25 protein-coding genes are annotated in these 18,053 nt (G+C 34.9%); 5 read left to right on the plus strand and 20 right to left on the minus strand.

Translation table 11 applies throughout. The features are described from left to right. Positions 1-5: 5 nt before the first annotated feature. From KBP46_RS12395 to KBP46_RS12420, 6 genes are all read right to left on the minus strand, one after another. Complete coding sequence (locus KBP46_RS12395; RefSeq protein ID WP_062673651.1) at positions 6-200, minus strand: hypothetical protein; 195 nt, start codon at positions 198-200, stop codon at positions 6-8. Continuing rightward, the gene (locus tag KBP46_RS12400) at positions 190-1,656 is read right to left on the minus strand and encodes a DUF4178 domain-containing protein (protein WP_216443384.1); all 1,467 of its coding nucleotides are present in this window, start codon (positions 1,654-1,656) and stop codon (positions 190-192) included. The genes KBP46_RS12395 and KBP46_RS12400 overlap by 11 nt, the downstream gene beginning before the upstream one ends. A gap of 1 nt (position 1,657) precedes the next feature. Then, complete coding sequence (locus tag KBP46_RS12405; protein ID WP_062673647.1) at positions 1,658-2,017, minus strand: S-adenosylmethionine decarboxylase family protein; 360 nt, start codon at positions 2,015-2,017, stop codon at positions 1,658-1,660. A gap of 21 nt (positions 2,018-2,038) precedes the next feature. Then, positions 2,039-2,962 (minus strand): citrulline utilization hydrolase CtlX, encoded by a 924-nt coding sequence (gene ctlX / locus KBP46_RS12410; RefSeq protein ID WP_062673645.1) that lies wholly within the window; start codon positions 2,960-2,962, stop codon positions 2,039-2,041. 55 nt (positions 2,963-3,017) lie between these two features. Continuing rightward, the gene (locus KBP46_RS12415; protein WP_062673643.1) at positions 3,018-3,425 is read right to left on the minus strand and encodes a four helix bundle protein; all 408 of its coding nucleotides are present in this window, start codon (positions 3,423-3,425) and stop codon (positions 3,018-3,020) included. Positions 3,426-3,530: 105 nt separating this feature from the next. After that, positions 3,531-4,445 (minus strand): dimethylarginine dimethylaminohydrolase family protein, encoded by a 915-nt coding sequence (locus KBP46_RS12420; RefSeq protein WP_062673641.1) that lies wholly within the window; start codon positions 4,443-4,445, stop codon positions 3,531-3,533. 289 nt (positions 4,446-4,734) lie between these two features. Here KBP46_RS12420 and KBP46_RS12425 point away from each other — a divergent pair, with 289 nt between their 5' ends. Beyond that, entirely contained in the window at positions 4,735-4,899 is a 165-nt protein-coding gene (locus KBP46_RS12425; protein WP_156121335.1) for a hypothetical protein, read from the plus strand. An 89-nt stretch (positions 4,900-4,988) separates the two neighbouring features. On the opposite strand, the gene KBP46_RS12430 is transcribed toward KBP46_RS12425, so the two are convergent. Further along, entirely contained in the window at positions 4,989-5,375 is a 387-nt protein-coding gene (locus KBP46_RS12430) for a helix-turn-helix domain-containing protein (protein ID WP_062673639.1), read from the minus strand. A 121-nt stretch (positions 5,376-5,496) separates the two neighbouring features. On the opposite strand from KBP46_RS12430, the gene KBP46_RS12435 reads away from it, so the two are divergent. Then, complete coding sequence (locus KBP46_RS12435) at positions 5,497-6,291, plus strand: SDR family oxidoreductase (RefSeq protein ID WP_216443385.1); 795 nt, start codon at positions 5,497-5,499, stop codon at positions 6,289-6,291. Positions 6,292-6,309: 18 nt separating this feature from the next. Next, a complete protein-coding gene (locus KBP46_RS12440) occupies positions 6,310-6,633 on the plus strand; it encodes a nuclear transport factor 2 family protein (RefSeq protein WP_216443386.1) in 324 nt (107 codons plus the stop codon). A gap of 60 nt (positions 6,634-6,693) precedes the next feature. Here the strand turns inward: KBP46_RS12440 and KBP46_RS12445 are convergent, their stop codons facing one another. The 9 genes from KBP46_RS12445 to KBP46_RS12485 form a co-directional block, all read right to left on the minus strand. After that, positions 6,694-7,980, minus strand: coding sequence for a citrate synthase (locus KBP46_RS12445; RefSeq protein ID WP_047427632.1), 1,287 nt, complete (start codon positions 7,978-7,980; stop codon positions 6,694-6,696). A gap of 88 nt (positions 7,981-8,068) precedes the next feature. Further along, positions 8,069-9,361 carry a phosphopyruvate hydratase gene (gene eno, locus KBP46_RS12450; RefSeq protein ID WP_034694712.1) on the minus strand — a complete coding sequence of 431 codons (1,293 nt, stop codon included), beginning with the start codon at positions 9,359-9,361 and terminating at the stop codon, positions 8,069-8,071. Positions 9,362-9,584: 223 nt separating this feature from the next. Beyond that, on the minus strand, positions 9,585-10,733 hold the full coding sequence (locus tag KBP46_RS12455) for a hypothetical protein (protein ID WP_216443387.1): 1,149 nt from the start codon (positions 10,731-10,733) through the stop codon (positions 9,585-9,587). Between the two features lie 4 nt (positions 10,734-10,737). Next, positions 10,738-11,052 (minus strand): hypothetical protein, encoded by a 315-nt coding sequence (locus KBP46_RS12460; protein ID WP_062673631.1) that lies wholly within the window; start codon positions 11,050-11,052, stop codon positions 10,738-10,740. Positions 11,053-11,077: 25 nt separating this feature from the next. Then, entirely contained in the window at positions 11,078-11,407 is a 330-nt protein-coding gene (locus KBP46_RS12465) for a hypothetical protein (RefSeq protein ID WP_114819956.1), read from the minus strand. 71 nt (positions 11,408-11,478) lie between these two features. Then, complete coding sequence (locus KBP46_RS12470; RefSeq protein WP_216443388.1) at positions 11,479-12,267, minus strand: sensor histidine kinase; 789 nt, start codon at positions 12,265-12,267, stop codon at positions 11,479-11,481. 596 nt (positions 12,268-12,863) lie between these two features. Next, positions 12,864-13,178 carry a hypothetical protein gene (locus tag KBP46_RS12475; protein WP_216443389.1) on the minus strand — a complete coding sequence of 105 codons (315 nt, stop codon included), beginning with the start codon at positions 13,176-13,178 and terminating at the stop codon, positions 12,864-12,866. Between the two features lie 152 nt (positions 13,179-13,330). Next, a complete protein-coding gene (locus tag KBP46_RS12480) occupies positions 13,331-13,684 on the minus strand; it encodes a hypothetical protein (RefSeq protein ID WP_216443390.1) in 354 nt (117 codons plus the stop codon). Positions 13,685-13,689: 5 nt separating this feature from the next. After that, a complete protein-coding gene (locus KBP46_RS12485; protein ID WP_062673622.1) occupies positions 13,690-14,322 on the minus strand; it encodes a response regulator transcription factor in 633 nt (210 codons plus the stop codon). 568 nt (positions 14,323-14,890) lie between these two features. Between KBP46_RS12485 and KBP46_RS23750 the strand changes: the two genes are divergently transcribed. Together KBP46_RS23750 and KBP46_RS12490 are read left to right on the plus strand one after the other, a co-directional pair. Beyond that, positions 14,891-15,028: a hypothetical protein gene (locus KBP46_RS23750; protein ID WP_253297032.1), complete on the plus strand. Its 138-nt coding sequence runs from the start codon at positions 14,891-14,893 to the stop codon at positions 15,026-15,028. Between the two features lie 5 nt (positions 15,029-15,033). Continuing rightward, complete coding sequence (locus tag KBP46_RS12490; protein ID WP_253297033.1) at positions 15,034-15,324, plus strand: hypothetical protein; 291 nt, start codon at positions 15,034-15,036, stop codon at positions 15,322-15,324. A gap of 144 nt (positions 15,325-15,468) precedes the next feature. On the opposite strand, the gene rplQ is transcribed toward KBP46_RS12490, so the two are convergent. Genes rplQ through rpsK form a run of 4 tightly spaced genes read right to left on the minus strand, consistent with a single transcriptional unit; the run spans position 15,469 to position 18,043 of the window. Next, the gene (gene rplQ, locus KBP46_RS12495; protein ID WP_062673619.1) at positions 15,469-15,990 is read right to left on the minus strand and encodes a 50S ribosomal protein L17; all 522 of its coding nucleotides are present in this window, start codon (positions 15,988-15,990) and stop codon (positions 15,469-15,471) included. A gap of 6 nt (positions 15,991-15,996) precedes the next feature. Further along, a complete protein-coding gene (locus KBP46_RS12500) occupies positions 15,997-16,992 on the minus strand; it encodes a DNA-directed RNA polymerase subunit alpha (RefSeq protein ID WP_062673617.1) in 996 nt (331 codons plus the stop codon). A 33-nt stretch (positions 16,993-17,025) separates the two neighbouring features. Continuing rightward, positions 17,026-17,634, minus strand: coding sequence for a 30S ribosomal protein S4 (gene rpsD, locus KBP46_RS12505; protein WP_062673615.1), 609 nt, complete (start codon positions 17,632-17,634; stop codon positions 17,026-17,028). 19 nt (positions 17,635-17,653) lie between these two features. Continuing rightward, positions 17,654-18,043, minus strand: coding sequence for a 30S ribosomal protein S11 (gene rpsK / locus KBP46_RS12510; RefSeq protein WP_034694697.1), 390 nt, complete (start codon positions 18,041-18,043; stop codon positions 17,654-17,656). Positions 18,044-18,053 lie beyond the last annotated feature (10 nt).

Below are 18,053 nucleotides of genomic sequence, written 5' to 3' on the forward strand. Positions count from 1 at the left end.
TATTTTTATTTGTGATAGTATCTGTAGAATCCTACTCTGGAATGACTTCTTGTAGTTCCGTCGCGGTATGTTTCTGTTTTGGCACAGTCGCAGACCTGATTTCCCTGATAGGTAAGGTATACAAACCAGGTCATGAAAAACCCTCCGATCAAGCAGAGTATCCAGTTTTGTCTTATGTAATTGGTAATATTAGTTATCATTTGCAGGATAAGGGGTGTTTGAACTATTCTTCCATTTATTCACATTAAAGAAATGTTTTCCTATCCACATGGCGACAAAGAGTGCAATCATTATGAATAAAATGAATCCGAAGTTCCAGAATGAAACAGGAAGCCAGGTCGCTTTGAGCTGTATATAGGTATTGTTTGAAATAGGATCTGTAGTGAGTCTTAACCCTTCTGTATTGATAAGAGAATCTATTTTTGAAGTTCCAAAGGAAGCTTTCACCAGTTTACCTAATTCTGTTGTATCTTTTTCTAAAGTCTTTCCGTCTATGAAAGTGATAGGTTGCCCTTTATAGATATCGGTTACCTCTACTGTTCCTGATTTATCCCTGGAGATTAATATCCTTGAATCCGGTGACTGAAGACCGGAAAATGCAGGTAATAAAGATCCTTCCTTTTCTGCTGAAATAAGAAAGTGATATTGTCCCGAGCTTACTCCACAAAGGTTAAATTCTTCAGACTGACTTCCTTCTGACCAGCTTTCTCCATCTTCGTACCCATGATATTGTTCGATATCTTTTGAGGTATAGACAATTTCATTAGTCTTTTCATTCACAAGACTCAACTGAACATTAGCCCAGGAATTATCAACACCTGAAAATGCATTCACTTTTAATGGTGCAGAACCTCCTGAAAGGGTAAAACTTTTGCTGACCATTTCTTTGTCTTTTACATCAGCAAAATTGATGGTCTCCGCAAAAACAGTTTCGTTAGTTCGTGAGATATACACGTAGAGCTGAAGCAGACATATCATTAATGCGCCCACGCAAAAAATGTTCACCGCCTGTTTCATATCAAAATAATAAGGCTGGACAATTCCGACTCCTGTATAATACGGCATGTGAGCTATTTTAAAAGCTCTTTTAACATCATGTTTTGAAATGTGAACTCCATAATAATACTGGCTTTTCTTAGCGGTCTTTTCCTGAGAGATCATACGGGTTCCGTTGACATATTCTTTGTAGGTCGCAACGCTGAAATCAATGTGTTCATCAAAAAAGCCGGCAGCAGCATAAATAGTGCATGGAGTATTTTCGTACCAGCGATAAGTTCGCCCGGCATAGGTAGGTAATTTAGAATCTTTGCCTTTAAAATCATCAGGATGCATAGAGATCAGGAAAACCCAATGTCCATCACTCTCACTCAGGAAAGCATCATTTCCTTTGCTGTCTTTTAAAGAATACTCCCGCCAGAAAATACTGTTTCCGTATTTTTTGACAGTAATTGCAACGACTGTATACTCTACTCCATCAATATTTCCTTTCTGTCCTACATCCAAGACAACATTTTCTGTAGGTACTTTCAAATGTTTAATCTTTTTATTTCCTGCTACATCAATGAGGTGAGAGCAGGTTTTACAAACATATTCCTCGATAGGAAAATTGAGATCTAATGTATTTTCTGATTCGCATGCTGGGCAGACATAGTGCATTTTATCTGTAAATTTTGTGTTTCTGAATGGTATTAGCTTTAAAATACTGAACTACTTCATCTGCAATCTGCTCTACTTTTTTGGTATTGTCCTGCGTATAATTACAAAGGAAAACATCAAAAGTAAGCTGTTTAAATTCCGGCCACGTGTGGATACAAAGGTGAGACTCTTTCAGGATTACTGCAGAAGTAAAACTCTCATTTTCAAAAATATGATTGGTTACTCCTACAATTTCTACATCTTTAGTTTTCAGAATATCTTCTGTAAACGTCAGAAAACCTTTGCTGTCTAATAACAAATCTTCTGACTCTGTTTCCAAAGTCAGAAGAATATGTAAACCTTTACTTGATAATGGGTTCAATTAATTTTTTTGGTAAATATATTATTTTTTTGGAAGAAAAACCTCAGCAAGCATACATCTTGCGCTTCCTCCACCATTTACTTCAATAGTATTCAGGTCTGAATAGATAATTTCGCAGTATTTTTCAATAGCGGCTACCTGTTCTGAAGATAAAGACTGATAGGCTGTCTGGCTCATCACCAGGAACTTCTCGCCTTCTTTGTTTTGAACCTGAAGCATATTTCCGGCAAACTGCTGCATCTGCTCTTCAGAAATTTCGATGATTTCTTTTCCTGAGCCTTTAATCGTTTCCACTACTTTTTCTCTTTCCAGCTCATCATCGATACAGTCAAGGCAGATTACCACAAATCGGTCTGCTACACACATCATTACATTGGTATGATAGATAGGAAGTCTTTCTGTTCCTACCGTCTGGAAAGAATGGAAAACAACGGGAGCAAATCCGTATTTGGTACAGAATTCTCTGAACAGTTTTTCATCCAGTCTCAAAGAAACAGAACCATATGCAATTTTATTATCATGATCGAAAATCATGCTTCCTGTTCCTTCCAGGAAATGTCCCTGAGTTTCAGAAAAAGACCAGTCATCCACCTCAACTACTTCAAATCCCTGCTCCTGGATACTTTCAATAATATCTTCTCTTCTTTCCACTCTTCTGTTGGAGGCGAACATCGGATATAAAACCACCTTCCCATCTTTATGGAAGCTTACCCAGTTGTTTGGGAATATAGAATCTGGAGTATGGGGATCTAATGTATCTTTTATGGTGATCACATTGATTCCTTTTTCTCTTAGTTTTCCAACAAAGGTGTTGAACTCAGCCAACGCTTTTGACTGGATATCAGAACCGGTCTGCTCAACCTGGAAATAATTATTTTTTGCTGTCTCAGCGTTGTAACCGAATGCAATCGGTTCTATCATTAATACGGTATCTGTTGTCTGCATTTTTTATAAGTTTGAGGGTATTAGCGTATAAGAGTTTGAGAGTCTGAACAGCGTTTTACAAATTATTATCTTCTTTATTCACCGAAGAAAATGAACACCACTTTTCTGACTGGCTCATCATTTTAACTAACATCCCTATTATTTGGTTATACTTGTTGTGCAAATTATTATATTGCTCTTCATTCATATAATGGCAGGCAAAGGCAAACTGAAGCCATGTTTGGGTTTCTCTCGCTTCTCCCTCCGAATCTGTAAGCTTAGCGATGAAGGATTTTTCATATTTTCTTTTCCCCCAAGCCTCACTAATATTTGCCGTTACAGATCTTGATGATCTTCTTATCTGATCTGTAAGTGAGTAAAGTTCTTCTTTTGGAAAGGATTTTGAGAGTTCATAAATCAACTGTGCTGTTTCAAATGATTGTTGATAAACTTTTAAGTCCTGATGAAATTTAATTGTCGACATCCCAAATATTTTTTTAAATTTAAACAAATATTCAAACCCACCAACACTCTAACGCTCAGACTCTAAAACTCCTCCACTCTCAAACACTAAAACTCTCCCACTCCATTATTCTCTCACAAGCGGCATTGTAGAGCATCTCAATAAACCTCCCATTTTGGAAATTTCTCTGTAAGGAATTTCTTCAACGGTCATTCCCCACTCGTTTCTTAAATGGTCATTCATTCTTGTGAATGCTTTGTCTGAAACTACTACATCGGGAGAAATAGAGAAAATATTCGGAAACATTTCAAACATTTCTTCATCATTGATGTGGAAGCAGTTTTCTTCTCCAAAAATATCGATGATTAAACGGTAATCACTTTCGTCTACGAAGCCGTTTTTATAAATGATACATTTGTCTTCTCCCACAGGGTTAAATGTGCAATCCAGATGCAGAATCCCTTCAAACGGAACTTTATCGTTTTTCTTCAATTCCAGATCGATAATTCTTTTCTTAGGAAAATATTCTTTTAAGATTTCTATGGCATACTCGTTGGTTCTTGCCGTTTTATAGTTTCTGTAATCTTCGCTGAAGCAGGTTCCGATGAAAATAAAGTCATTCCATACAATTACATCTCCGCCTTCAATATGCGCGGTTTCGGGAAGATTAATAATTTTTCTCCATGCTACTTTTTCAAAAACACTTTTGTAGGCTTCCTGTTCGTCTGCTCTGTCTGCAATCACATTGGAAATGATCATCTTGTCATCAATGACAAAGGCTACATCTCTTGAAAAAACCTGATTGTAGTCTTTGATGATACTAGGACGCAGAACTTCAACATCATACTTTTTTAAAACCGCTTCAAAAGCGTTCATTTCATTGATAATATCCTCTTCTTTAGGATAAATGTTGTGTTCGATTGAGTAATATGACTTTGCGTCATAACTTTCCTCTAGTGTGGGAACTGGTCCCAATGAATTAGGCTGGCCTAAAACTACTGACTTCAGCCTGCCCGTTTCGTTTTTAATATTTAGTCTCATAAAGATTTATGCAATACTACAAATATAAGTAAAGGTCTCTACCTGTAAAACTTTTGGATTATTTTATGTATTAAATTTGATTTCTAAAATCAACACCCTTCAACAAAATTTCCTTGTCAGTTCAGCCAACTGCAGTGAATAGTCCCAAAAACATCTACAACTTACTATTTTCCATCTACATAAGAACAAAAAATAGATAATTATATTATTTAATTTCCTATATTAGTGATATAATTTTCGCGAAATTATAGATCATAAAACTTAACTATTAACACCAAAAATCAAAGTCATGAACAAAAACAATCCGGTGCTGAAAAACGCACAAAAATTAGGAAGAGATCAACAAAAATCTGTAATGGGAGGCGCTCCGATTTCCACTGGCAGAAGATGCTGCGAATGGGATGATGCAGGAAACTGTTATATCTGGACATGTGACAGATGCCAATGTCCATAATAAAAAAACGAAAACCTGCTTTTGAAAGCAGGTTTTCTTCTCCTATTGTATAGACTTTTTCACCTGATGTTAAATCAAAAAAGCTAATATCAGGTATTGTTTCTCTCACTTTGTGACAAGTTTTCAAGCCTTCTCAATATCAATATCCGTAAGCGTTCTTCATGATCATCACCCCATTTCCCTAATGTGGCAATTACCGGAATCAACGTCTGTCCGAATTCCGTAAGCCTGTATTCTACTTTTGGCGGCACAACAGGATAAATTTTCTTAGTGACAAGATCATGTTCTTCAAGTTCTTTTAACTGAACATTCAATACTCTGCGGGAAGCATCAGGAATTTTCCGTTGTAATTCACTTGGCCTTTGAAATCCTTCATTGATAAACCACAGCAAACGAATCTTCCATTTGCCATAGAGCACTTCAGCAATCAGATCAAGACCGCAATTCAGATTGGGTAAGATTTTTCTTTCGTACATAAAACAAATGTAACACAATGAGATGAGATCTCAACAGGGGATTAATTTATCCCTATGTGATTCGTAAGACCGTACTTGTAAGAGCCGGTCATACTCCTGAAATTTGTACAAAAAAGAAATCATGACAGAATCATTTCATTTCAACAACGAATTATCAGGTAAAATTGCTTTGGTGACCGGAGGAACAAAAGGAACCGGAAAAGCTATTGCCGAAAGATTACTTACTGCTGGTGCTACTGTAATTGTCACTGCAAGAAATCAGCCTGAAGAGATGAATAATCAATTTCACTTTATTTCAGGAGATCTCAGCCTGGCAAAAGGTACTGAAAAGCTGGTAAGAGAAGTACTGTCTACTTTTGGCAAGCTTGATATTTTAATTAATACATTGGGTGGTTCAGAGACGCCTGGTGGCGGCTTCTCTGTTTTGAGTGATGAAGACTGGGAAAATACAATTCAGACCAATTTATTGGCACCCGTTCGTTTAGACAGAGGGTTTCTGCCGCAAATGCTGGAACGAAAAACGGGAGTGATTATTCATATTGCCTCCATTCAGGGAAGGCTGCCTTTATTTGATTCTACATTACCGTATGCTGCTGCCAAAGCCGGACTGATCAACTATAGTAAAGGTTTATCAAAAGAAGTTTCTCCAAAGGGAGTTCGTGTTCTTACTGTTTCTCCAGGTTGGATCATGACCTCATCTGCCATCCGAATGATGGAACGTATTGCTGAAAGTTCAAAAACGTCAATAGAAGAGGCTACTCAAAGTGTCATGGATGCGTTGGGTGGAATTCCCATTGGTAAACCCGCCCAGCCAGAAGATATTGCAGAGTTTGTTGGGTTTTTAGTTTCTCCACGGGCACAATATCTAACCGGAACCGAATATGTAATAGATGGCGGCACTATTCCAACTGTTTAATCATTTAAAAATAACAATATGAACTTACCTAACATTTTACAGGAATTCTTGAAGGCACAGGAACTTTTTGACAGTATTTCTTTCTCTAACTGTTTTTCTGAACAGGCATCCGTATTTGATGAAGGAAAAATATACACGGGAAAAGAAGAAATAAGACAATGGAATGAAAAATCCAATAGTGAATACAAAACCTTGTTTGAGCTAAAAGATTTTTCGGTGAATGATAATACAACTGTTTTAAGAATTAACATTTCAGGTTCTTTTGATGGAAGCCCGGTAATGCTGAATTTTCATTTCCGAACGAAGAATGATCTTATTACGGCTTTAGCTATTACTGAATAAGTTGTAAAAATAAAGAATCCCAAAGCAAGCTTTGGGATTCTTTTATATTGTAAGCAAATATTATCTGCTTGCGATGTCGATGTAGTTTCTTTCCTGAGCACCTTGGTAAACTTGTCTTGGTCTTCCAATCGGGTCTCCTTTCAGTCTCATTTCTTTCCACTGAGAAATCCATCCTGGAAGTCTTCCTAACGCAAACATTACAGTAAACATTTCTGTAGGAATTCCTAATGCTCTGTAGATGATACCTGAGTAGAAGTCTACGTTTGGATATAGTTTTCTTTCTACGAAGTACTCGTCTTCAAGGGCAACTCTTTCTAACTGCATTGCAATGTCAAGAGCTTTATCCTGAATACCTAATGCAGTAAGGATATCGTCAGCAGCTTTCTTGATGATTTTCGCTCTTGGGTCGAAGTTTTTGTAAACTCTGTGTCCGAATCCCATTAGACGGAAATTATCAGCCTTATCTTTAGCTTTAGCAACATATTTAGATACATCACCACCATCTTTTTCGATTAGTTCAAGCATTTCGATTACCGCCTGGTTAGCACCACCGTGAAGTGGGCCCCAAAGTGCAGATACCCCAGCAGAGATAGAAGCAAAAAGACCTGTGTGAGCAGAACCTACCATTCTTACTGTAGAAGTAGAACAGTTTTGTTCGTGGTCTGCGTGAAGGATTAATAATTTATCTAAAGCATTTACTACTACCGGATCGATTTCGAAATCAGCGTTTGGTAATCTGAATGCCATTTTGTAGAAGTTCTCTACGTAGTTCAGGTTGTTATCTCCGTGGTTTAATGGTAAGCCCTGAGTTTTTCTGTAAGTCCAGGCACAAAGATGAGAGAATTTAGCGATCATCAGCTCAGCTGCGTGATCCATTTCTTCTTTAGAGTTTACGTTCACTGCTTTCGGGTTGAAAGCTGTCAATGCAGAAGTTAAAGAAGATAAAACTCCCATAGGGTGAGCAGAACGAGGAAAAACATCAATGATCTTTTTCATTTCGTCTGCGATGAAGTTATATTTTTTAATATTGTTGTCGAATGAAGTAAACTGATCCTGAGTAGGTAATTCTCCATGTAATAAAAGATACATTACTTCAGTGAAGTTAGATTTCTCAGCAATCTGCTCGATTGGATAACCTCTGTAGAATAATTCTCCTTTATCTCCGTCTAAGTAAGTGATGTCGCTAATAGTAGCTCCTGTATTTTTGTAACCTAAATCCAGAGTGATTAAACCTGTCTGGTCTCTTAATTTTGAAATATCAATCCCTCTGTCTCCGATAGTACTATCCACGATTGGATATTCATATGAATTACCGTCGTAATTCAATATTACTTTGTTGTCTGACATTATTTATTTATTTTTTTTAAATATACCACTTTCCATAAAATACGGCAAACTAAAAATTTCGCTTGCCGTTATTTATAAATTCGATTAATTATCTTTTGATTTTAAAAGCTTCCAACCCTGGGAAAATTGCAGTTTCACCTAAAGCTTCTTCAATTCTCAATAGCTGGTTGTATTTTGCCATTCTATCTGATCTTGACGCTGAACCTGTTTTGATCTGTCCACAGTTCATTGCTACCGCCAAATCAGCAATTGTAGAATCTTCAGTTTCTCCTGATCTGTGAGACATTACTGAAGTGAATTTATTATTCTGAGCCATTTGTACAGCAGCCATTGTTTCAGAAAGAGAACCGATCTGGTTTACCTTTACAAGGATAGAGTTGGCAATACCTTCTTTTACTCCTCTTGATAATCTGTCTACGTTTGTTACGAATAAATCGTCACCTACCAACTGGACTCTGTCACCAATTTTATCTGTAAGCATTTTCCATCCTTCCCAGTCATCTTCCTGCATACCATCTTCGATAGAGATAATCGGATATTTAGCAGCCAATTCTGCAAGGTAAGAAACCTGCTCTTCTCTTGATCTGTGAGCGCCTTTGTCTCCTTCGAATTTTCTGTAATCGTATGTTCCGTCTTTGTAGAATTCTGAAGCGGCACAGTCTAATGCCAACATGATGTCGTCACCAGGCTTGTATCCAGCTTTTTCGATCGCCTGAAGTAATGTATCCAAAGCATCTTCTGTTCCGTTGAAAGTAGGAGCAAAACCTCCTTCGTCTCCTACTGCTGTAGAAAGACCTCTTCCTTTAAGGATCGATTTTAGGTTGTGGAAAATTTCAGTTCCTTTTCTCAAAGCGTGAGAGAAAGAATCTGCTTTTACCGGCATAATCATAAATTCCTGGAATGCGATAGGAGCATCTGAGTGAGAACCACCGTTAATTACATTCATCATTGGAACCGGAAGTGTATTGGCATTCACTCCACCAACATATTTATAAAGAGGCATTCCCAATTCAGCAGCAGCAGCTCTGGCTACCGCTAGAGAAACACCAAGAATAGCATTAGCACCAAGATTTCCTTTGTTAGGCGTTCCGTCAAGATCAATCATAATCTGATCGATATAGTTTTGTTCAAAAACCGGTTGTCCAACTAAATTCTCTGCAATTACTTCTTTTACATTTTCAACAGCTTTCAGAACTCCTTTCCCCTGATATTCTGAACCACCGTCACGTAATTCTACCGCTTCGTGTTCTCCTGTAGACGCTCCTGAAGGTACAGCTGCACGGCCCATTGCCCCGCTTTCTGTAAATACATCTACTTCAATGGTAGGATTTCCTCTGGAATCTAAAATCTGTCTTGCTTCTATGTAAGAAATTGCACTCATTTTTTATTTTTTTTAGTTTAGACAAATTTAATCAAAATTTAACTTTCAGGGGCATTTCACGGGATTTTTTTGAGATAAATCCGAGTTAAATTTTAGTTAATTTATATTATGATAATTCTACAAATTCTTTGTGAAGAATTGGAGGTTAAAATTTGAAAATAGCAATAAAAAAACTCACCTTACAATTTTTAAGATGAGTTTTGTATTTCTATTCTTTCTTAATCTATTCTTTTTTCATCGCATCAAAATTAAAACTGACATTTAAGAAACCAAAAAGATTATTGTTTTTAATATCATATTTTAAAATCAATGGCACCCAAAGGTTTTTTAAAATTCTTATCCTAAGATCTGCATTGGCTAAGAATTGGTCATTTTTTTCTTCATCCATCAATCCTGAAACAATCCTTTTATATTCAAAATTAGGTTTAAGCTCTACAATGGATTTATCTTTAGTTTCCCAAATTGAAATATTCAAACCAAGTTGTGATGAAAATTCTTTTCTTTTGATCACAGATGTTGTGATACTATCTTTTGCTTTAAACTGATTTCGGAAGTCTATTTCCAATTTACTCCCTTTCTTAGATTTCAATCCTTGCAGATAAACCAAATTGGCATCAAACTCATCTAAAAATTTTGCGTTTTTTTGAAAGTTACTATTAAAACCTATTTTCAATAATGGCTTTCTTTTAATAGAATCCAGTTCTTTTGCATACACTTCACCGAAGTATTTCCTAGTATCCTGATAATCAGAAGGCAGATATTTTATAAAATCTTTTGGAAACTCATCAAGTGGAATAATATATTCATCGGCATTCTTACTTATCGCCTCTTGGATCTGCTTTATTTTTGTTAATTTATCCGGATCTTTATTTTTGTCTAAATCTGCATTATATCTTTCTCTTGATTTCGTAAGTATTTCAAAATACTTCTCATAAAGTTTTGCTGTTTCACCATTCACTAATGTATTTACACTTAGATCTCTTTTGTTGATCAAAGCCCAATCAAAACCATATGAAAATCCTTTGAATTTATAATCATTGTCTAATTTCAGCCCCATATTTATTTGAAAATTTCTTGAAAAATTTTCTTTAACATAGTTTTCATCAATTAGCAATGTACTGTCTACCTCACTTTTTATAGCAAAGATTGTTGTCCTGTATTCAAAAGATTTATTATCACCTGCAAGGTTTTTGGCTGCAAGCTGCATAAAATTGGTAAAAACATCATTCCAGTTACCTGTTTTGCTGTTATTTACAGTTTTAAGGGCAATATTACTCTTTTGCTTTAAATCAATATTATTCTGACCATGAAGTGTCAATATATTGAAGAATATCAATATTAAAGTAAATAATAAAAGTCTGTTTGTTTTCATGGTTTTAAGCTTTAAAATAATATTCAGCATAAATATGCTTGCCTTTTTGGATTGATGGATTTGCGTAAGATAAATCCTTATCCAATGTAATCTCCTTATCATCAAAAACAAGACTTATAATTGCTCTTCTTTTATCAGAATCAGCATTACTCCCACCTATGTACAATGTGTAATCACCATTAAGATCATTAAACACTTCTTCAAAACTATGTTTTTTTTGTACAGGTTTTGAAGCATGCTCTTTTTTAACTAATTTATAATATATCCCTAATTGAGAAGAACCTCCTTCAATAGTCACTTTCAAGGTTAAAGTTTTCATGATGTTGTTTATTTTAAGTTTTTTATTATTTTCTCGGTGTAGGCGATAAAAGTCCGGCTAAGGCACCTATTGCACCAGAAGAAATAGTTGCAAAAATAGTAACCAACTGATTATCTTTAGCAGCACCATCATTCCAGTAAGCAATTAGAATAAGCCCTGCTATAATGGTAATGACTGCCAACCCGAGCATAAGTACAATAATTCTGTAGATCCAATAGTCTGTGTCTTTCGGGTTTTTTATTTCTACATTTTTAATAGCCTCTATCGGATTGGTTTTGAACTTCTCCTGAAGATCAGTGTTGTTTTTTAAAGCAGCTTCCAAATCTCCGATACTGTCGTTAATAAGAGTTTTCATGGCTTTTAATTTTATCTATCAAATTTCCCTCTAAAAAACGGACTAGTCAATTACACAAAAGGGTAATTTATTTATAATGCTATTTTAAACACCAGACAGGTTCCTGGGTTTTCGGGTATGATGGAACATTCACCAGACAACTCATTCATTCTTCGTTTCATATTTCTAAGGCCGTTACCTTCTTTCTGTCCATCCGAAATTCCGTTTCCGTTATCGGAAATTTTCATAGAGAAGTTATTGTCTTCCTGCGAGAATGAAAGTTTCACCGTATTTGCCTGACTGTGTTTATATACATTATTGACCGCTTCTTTTAAACAGAGAAAAAGATTGCGTCTCATTTCTGTGGAAATAGGTGTTTCTGCTATAATATCTTCACATTCTGAATACACCATTATTTTTGTTTTCTTCAAAAAGTTTCCGGTGTAAAGGATGGCATAATCGATAAAGCTTCCTAAGGTGTCATTTCCTGAATTCAGGCTCCACAGCATTTCTCTCATGGAGATGTTCATTTCTTCAGAGGTTTTCAGAAGTTCATCGATATCACTTTGCAGATCATCATTCTCAGCCTTCTGTTTCAGAAATTCTGCCTGAAGTTTCAGAGCAGATATTCCTGCTCCCAAGTCATCATGCATATCGTGGGAAATGCGCTCTCGCTCCTGTTCCAGCACTTTTTGTTTTTCGAGTTCTTTCTGAAGGAGCTGGTTTTGGTGTTCGGATTCTTTGAGTTGTTGTTCTTTAAGGTAAAGGAGCTGTTTTCGGTTGTATGTAAGAACAACAAGAATAATAAATAATACAAACAGCATTACTACAATGATTGCAGTTATATATACTATCTTTATTTCTAAGGGAAGATTCTTCATTGTCTACAAAATAAGCCTCGTAAGAATAATGAATACGTAATTATATTAACTATACTAAACACATTAGATATTTCTTTTAAAAACCCAGGATCTTTTTTATTAAAGAAATACATTGGAAACATTCTGAAAATATAAAATAGTGACCAGAATAATAGTGAACAACTAATCCAAAAAAAACATAAATTCAAAATATCCTGTGTTTGATCTTTGCTTGATATTTTCTTATAAAACCAAAACAGAGAAATGAAAAATAAAAAAATACAATATAGGTAACCAGTAATAATCGAATAATTAGTTTTGGAAATGAAAATAAAAATACCTCCTAATAAAAAAAATAAAATTGTGGTTATTTTAATAACATAGTTATCATGTAACTCTTTATTGTAGATGTATCCAAAATAAATTATACAGAACAAATCCAGATAATTATACATTCTTGCAGTTATAAAACCCGCTTTCGTTGTAAATAATATTTCTGTTATGATTGTAATTCCGAAATAAAACCAAAATAACTGCTTCCACAATTTCTTTTCAATTATGGAAACAGTAAAATTTGTAATGATTACAATATAATATATTAGATCAAGAATAATCATTTAGCATCCAGGAGGACAAAGACCATTTCTATCATATGCACCTATGTCAGGTATTGGAATAAATTTGGAACCTTGATAATATCCCAATATCATTATGAATGTTAGCCTATACTCATAACTAGCCTGAATAATAGTTCCATCATCTAATTCCACATCAAAAATATCCCCGGAAATATGTATTGCCGGATGAAAAGAAATAACAATATTAGGATATTTAGGTTTTAGGTTTTCAAGTTTAGCAAAGAAAGCTCTTGACAATGCAAACCTAACAGTATTTACCGTATTTGGAATATATTGTTGAATATAGGGATCCAATATTCTTTTTAATGCTCCATTTTCATATGCATCCTTATATCGACCAAAATTATATGCAGATATTTCTTCCTTTATTATTTTATTACTAATAATATAATATTTCTGGAGAAGTAAATCCTCAAATAAAAAAATGAGTCCATTATCAAGTTCTCCTAAAAAATTTTAACATTCCTAGCATTTTTTCCAAATAAATCTGCTGCTACTTCTCCAGAAACTTGTAATTTATTTCTATAAATATCTTTAATATTAGGGATGCTCTGGTAAGCATTTGTCATTTCTGTTGCTAATCCAGCATTAATCTCACCATCAGACTCAGTTTGTTCATAGATTATGTACTTGCTCCAATCTATGGATTCTCTTTCTATAAATTCTTCTGCAAGTAGTCTATCCATTTCCTGATTACAAAATGATTGTATTTCCTGTAATTTTTCAGTATTAATAATTCCATAGTCTACTAATTGATGGATCTTGCCCGTTAAATTTAATAAATCTTGATTTTCATTCATGTTTTCTAATTTTTAAAATTGTTAAATTTATTGACTGCCTCCACCTTATTGTTTACGTGGAGTTTTCTGTAGATATTTCCGACGTGTTTTTTCACGGTATCAATGCTGATGAATTTCTGATCTGCAATCTCTTTGTAGAGAAGTCCCTGGGAAAGAAGTTCAAGGATTTCCTTTTCGCGTTCTGTAAGTTCATCAAAGCCTTTTATTTCCGGAAGTTTTTTCTCGAAATGTTTCAATACCCTTCTTGCAATAGAAAAGCTCATAGGTGCACCGCCATTGTATACATCGCGGATGGAAGAAAGAATTTTATCCATGCTTTCTCCTTTTACAAGATATCCCATGGCCCCTGCCTTTAACGAATTAAAAATCTTTTCATCATCATCAAAGCTGGTACACATGATAAACTGTGTATTAGGCATTTCTTTTCGTAATTTTTCTATGATTTCAATTCCCAGCATATCCTGTAATTGGATATCCATCATCACAACGTCAGGAGAAATATCGGGTAGATTTGTTATGGCATCATTACCATCAAAGAACTGAGCAATCACTTTCATATCTTTCTGATAATCGATGACCTTCTTCAACGCATTGTTGTAGTTTTTCTCGTCTTCTACTATGGCTATGGAAATGCTCATGACTTTGTTTGTTTGAAGCAAATTTCAACAGAATACAATTTGAAATCAATTACACCTTTGTGTAATATTAATGTTTGAGTTTGAAGTTGTAATTCAGTCCTTTAGTTTTTATTAAATTTAATCAATTTTTGATTCCAAAAACAATATACGACTAAATATTTCACAATAAATTAAAATAAAAACAAATAAACAACAATAAATCATTTAAAATTAACAATTATTTCATAATCTAATTAAAAATCTACGGATCATTTCGGCGTACTGTAATATGGAATTTGATCCACTCAAAGATCTGAATCAGGTTCTTACCTTTCTAAAGCCATATTGCAGGAATGTAAAGTACCTGCTGATGACCTGCTACAATATTCCATTATATTCCGGAATTTTTTCATTTGACAAGAAGTGCTGCCTCTCTTTAATTTCAAAATTTTCTTTTTGCTAAGCCTAGTATTCAAAGAGAAAAACAATAGAAATATGCATGAATAATCGTCAAATTTTCTCATATTGTAAGGCATGATTTTTGTAAAATTAAATCATAAAATCATATTGAATATCAAATAATATAATCATGAAAAAAAGTCTTTTAGCACTAAGTGCTGTGCTTGCATTAACTGTAGTCAGCTGTAAAAAAGTGAAAGCGGAAACAAAATCGTTATCAAAACAGACAGTTCAGAAACTGTTGTTACAGACCATAATGGAAAAATAGATTCGGTGACACAAAGTTCTTCGACTGTAGATATCAACGGAAAGAAAATTGAGAAAACCGATTTTGTCTATAAAGCTACAGACGGAACATTAGTAAAAGTTGTATTTAAAAATGATCCGAAAGAAAGTACAGTAGCCATTACCAGCAATAAGAAAACATTTACGTTACCTAAATCGGAAACCAAAGGGGATGAAACAATTTACAAAAAAGATGATATGACGGCAAGGGTAAAAGGAGATAGTCTTCACCTTGAACAAGGGAATAATATTATTGAACTGAAAAGAACAAAGATTTAAATAAAAAATGTCCTTCAAAATTGAGGGACATTTTTTGGGTACTTTACCAATGCTTTTTCCATCATACCCTGGATAATCCAAGTATATTATGTAAATAAAAAACCATCCGAAAACGGATGGTTTTTATATATATCTGAATGAATATTATTCTTCAGTTTTTTCTTCAGTAGTATCAGCTTTAGCTTCTTCTACTTTTTCTTCTACTACAGGAGCATCAGCAACTACTGCTTCAGCTTTTTTAGTAGTAGCAGTTGATCTTCTGCTTCTTCTTGTAGCTTTTTTCTCTTCAGCATTAGGGTTGTAAAGCTCGTTGAAATCTACTAGTTCGATAAGAGCAGTATCAGCAGCATCACCTGGTCTGAATCCTGTCTTGATGATTCTTGTATAACCACCGTTTCTTTCAGCGATTTTAGGAGCTACAGTTCTGAATAATTCAGCAACCGCAAATTTATTTTGAAGGTAAGAGAATACTACTCTTCTGTTGTGTGTAGTATCTTCTTTTGCTTTTGTTAATAGAGGCTCAACATATACTCTTAAAGCTTTAGCTTTAGCTACAGTAGTGTTGATTCTTTTATGCTCAATTAGAGAACAAGCCATATTAGAAAGTAAAGCACTTCTGTGAGAAGCTGTTCTTCCTAAGTGATTGAATTTTTTACCGTGTCTCATTATTAATTATTTATCAGCGTCTAACTTATATTTTGCAACGTCGAAACCGAAGTTAAGACCTTTTGAATGCACTAATTCTTCTAGTTCTGTCAAAGATTTTTTACCAAAATTTCTGAATTTCATCAAATCAGACTTACTGTAAGAAACCAGTTCTCCAAGAGTTTCTACTTCAGCTGCTTTTAGACAGTTAAGGGCTCTTACAGAAAGATCCATATCTGCTAATTTAGACTTAAGAAGTTGTCTTGTATGAAGAGTTTCTTCATCGTACTGGATAGATGCTTTTACAGCTTCAGTTTCAAGAGTGATTCTCTCATCGGAGAATAACATGAAGTGATAAATTAATATCTTAGAAGCTTCAGTTAAAGCATTCTGAGGGCTGATAGACCCATCAGTTTCTATATCTAATACAAGTTTTTCGTAGTCTGTTTTTTGCTCTACACGATAATTTTCAATGCTGTATTGTACTTTCTTGATCGGCGTGAAAATAGAGTCAATAGCAATAGTTCCAATAGGAGCATTGTTTGACTTATTTTGTTCAGAAGGAACATACCCTCTTCCTTTTTCAATATTGAAAGTAATTTCGAAAGTTACATCACTGTTTAGGTTGCAGATCACTAAATCTGGGTTCAAAACCTCAAATCCGTTGATAGACTTTCCTAAATCACCAGCAGTAATAACCGTTTGACCTGAAACTTTAGCAACAACCTGCTCGTTAGCCTGGCCTTCTGCTGCAGCTTTTAATCTTACCTGCTTAAGGTTAAGAATAATTTCGGTAACGTCTTCGATTACTCCTGGAATAGTTGAAAATTCGTGCTCTACACCTTCTATTTTGATAGATGAAATAGCGTATCCTTCCAGAGAAGAAAGCAACACTCTTCTCAAAGCATTACCGATTGTAAGCCCGAAACCTGGTTCTAAAGGTCTGAATTCAAATTGACCTTTAAATTCATCAGAGTTAAGTAAAATTACTTTATCGGGTTTTATGAATTGTAAAATTGCCATATTATTGGGTTGAGCAAAAATTTGATTAAAAAATTATTTAGAGTAAAGTTCGACGATAAGGTTCTCCTTAATGTCCTCCGGAATCTGGATTCTTTCAGGAGCAGAAATGAAGGTACCTTCTTTCTTCTCATCGTTGAATTGTAACCACTCATAGTTTGACTTAGAAGCCAATGCATTGGTAACAACTTCAAGAGACTTAGACTTTTCTCTTACAGCGATTACATCACCAGCTTTTACCAAGTAAGAAGGGATATTAAGAATCTCTCCGTTCACAGTGATGTGTCTGTGAGAAACTAATTGTCTAGCTCCAGATCTTGTTTTAGCAAAACCTAATCTGAATACTACGTTATCCAATCTTGATTCACAAAGTTGTAATAGAACTTCCCCTGTTACACCTTTACTTCTGTGTGCTTTGTCAAATAAGTTAGCAAACTGTCTTTCTAAAATACCGTAAGTATATTTAGCTTTTTGTTTTTCAGCTAACTGAACTGCATATTCTGATTTTTTAGCACCTCTTCTTTTGTTAGGACCGTGTTGTCCTGGCGGTTGGTTTTTTCTCTTTTCGAAGTTTTTGTCATCTCCGTAGATTGCAGCACCAAACTTTCTAGCAATCTTAGTTTTAGGTCCAATATATCTTGCCATAATGGGTAAATTCTAAAAATTAAACTCTTCTTCTCTTTGGTGGTCTACATCCGTTGTGTGGCATTGGAGTCACATCAACGATCTCGCTAACTTCAATTCCTGAATTGTGAATAGATCTGATAGCAGATTCTCTACCTGCACCTGGACCTTTCACAAACACCTTTACTCTTCTTAAACCAGCTTCGTGAGCTACAGCAGAGCAATTTTCAGCTGCCATCTGAGCAGCAAATGGAGTATTCTTTTTAGAACCTCTGAAACCCATTTTACCGGCAGAAGCCCAAGAGATAACCTCTCCGTTTTTATTTGTTAAAGAAATGATGATGTTATTGAAAGAAGCCTGAATATGTGCTTCTCCAATAGCTTCAACTTTTACTTTTCTCTTCTTAACTACTTTAGTTTGTTTTGCCATAATTCCTAAC

The organism is Chryseobacterium sp. PCH239 (genome assembly GCF_018924625.1).
GTDB classification, from domain to species: domain Bacteria; phylum Bacteroidota; class Bacteroidia; order Flavobacteriales; family Weeksellaceae; genus Chryseobacterium; species Chryseobacterium cucumeris.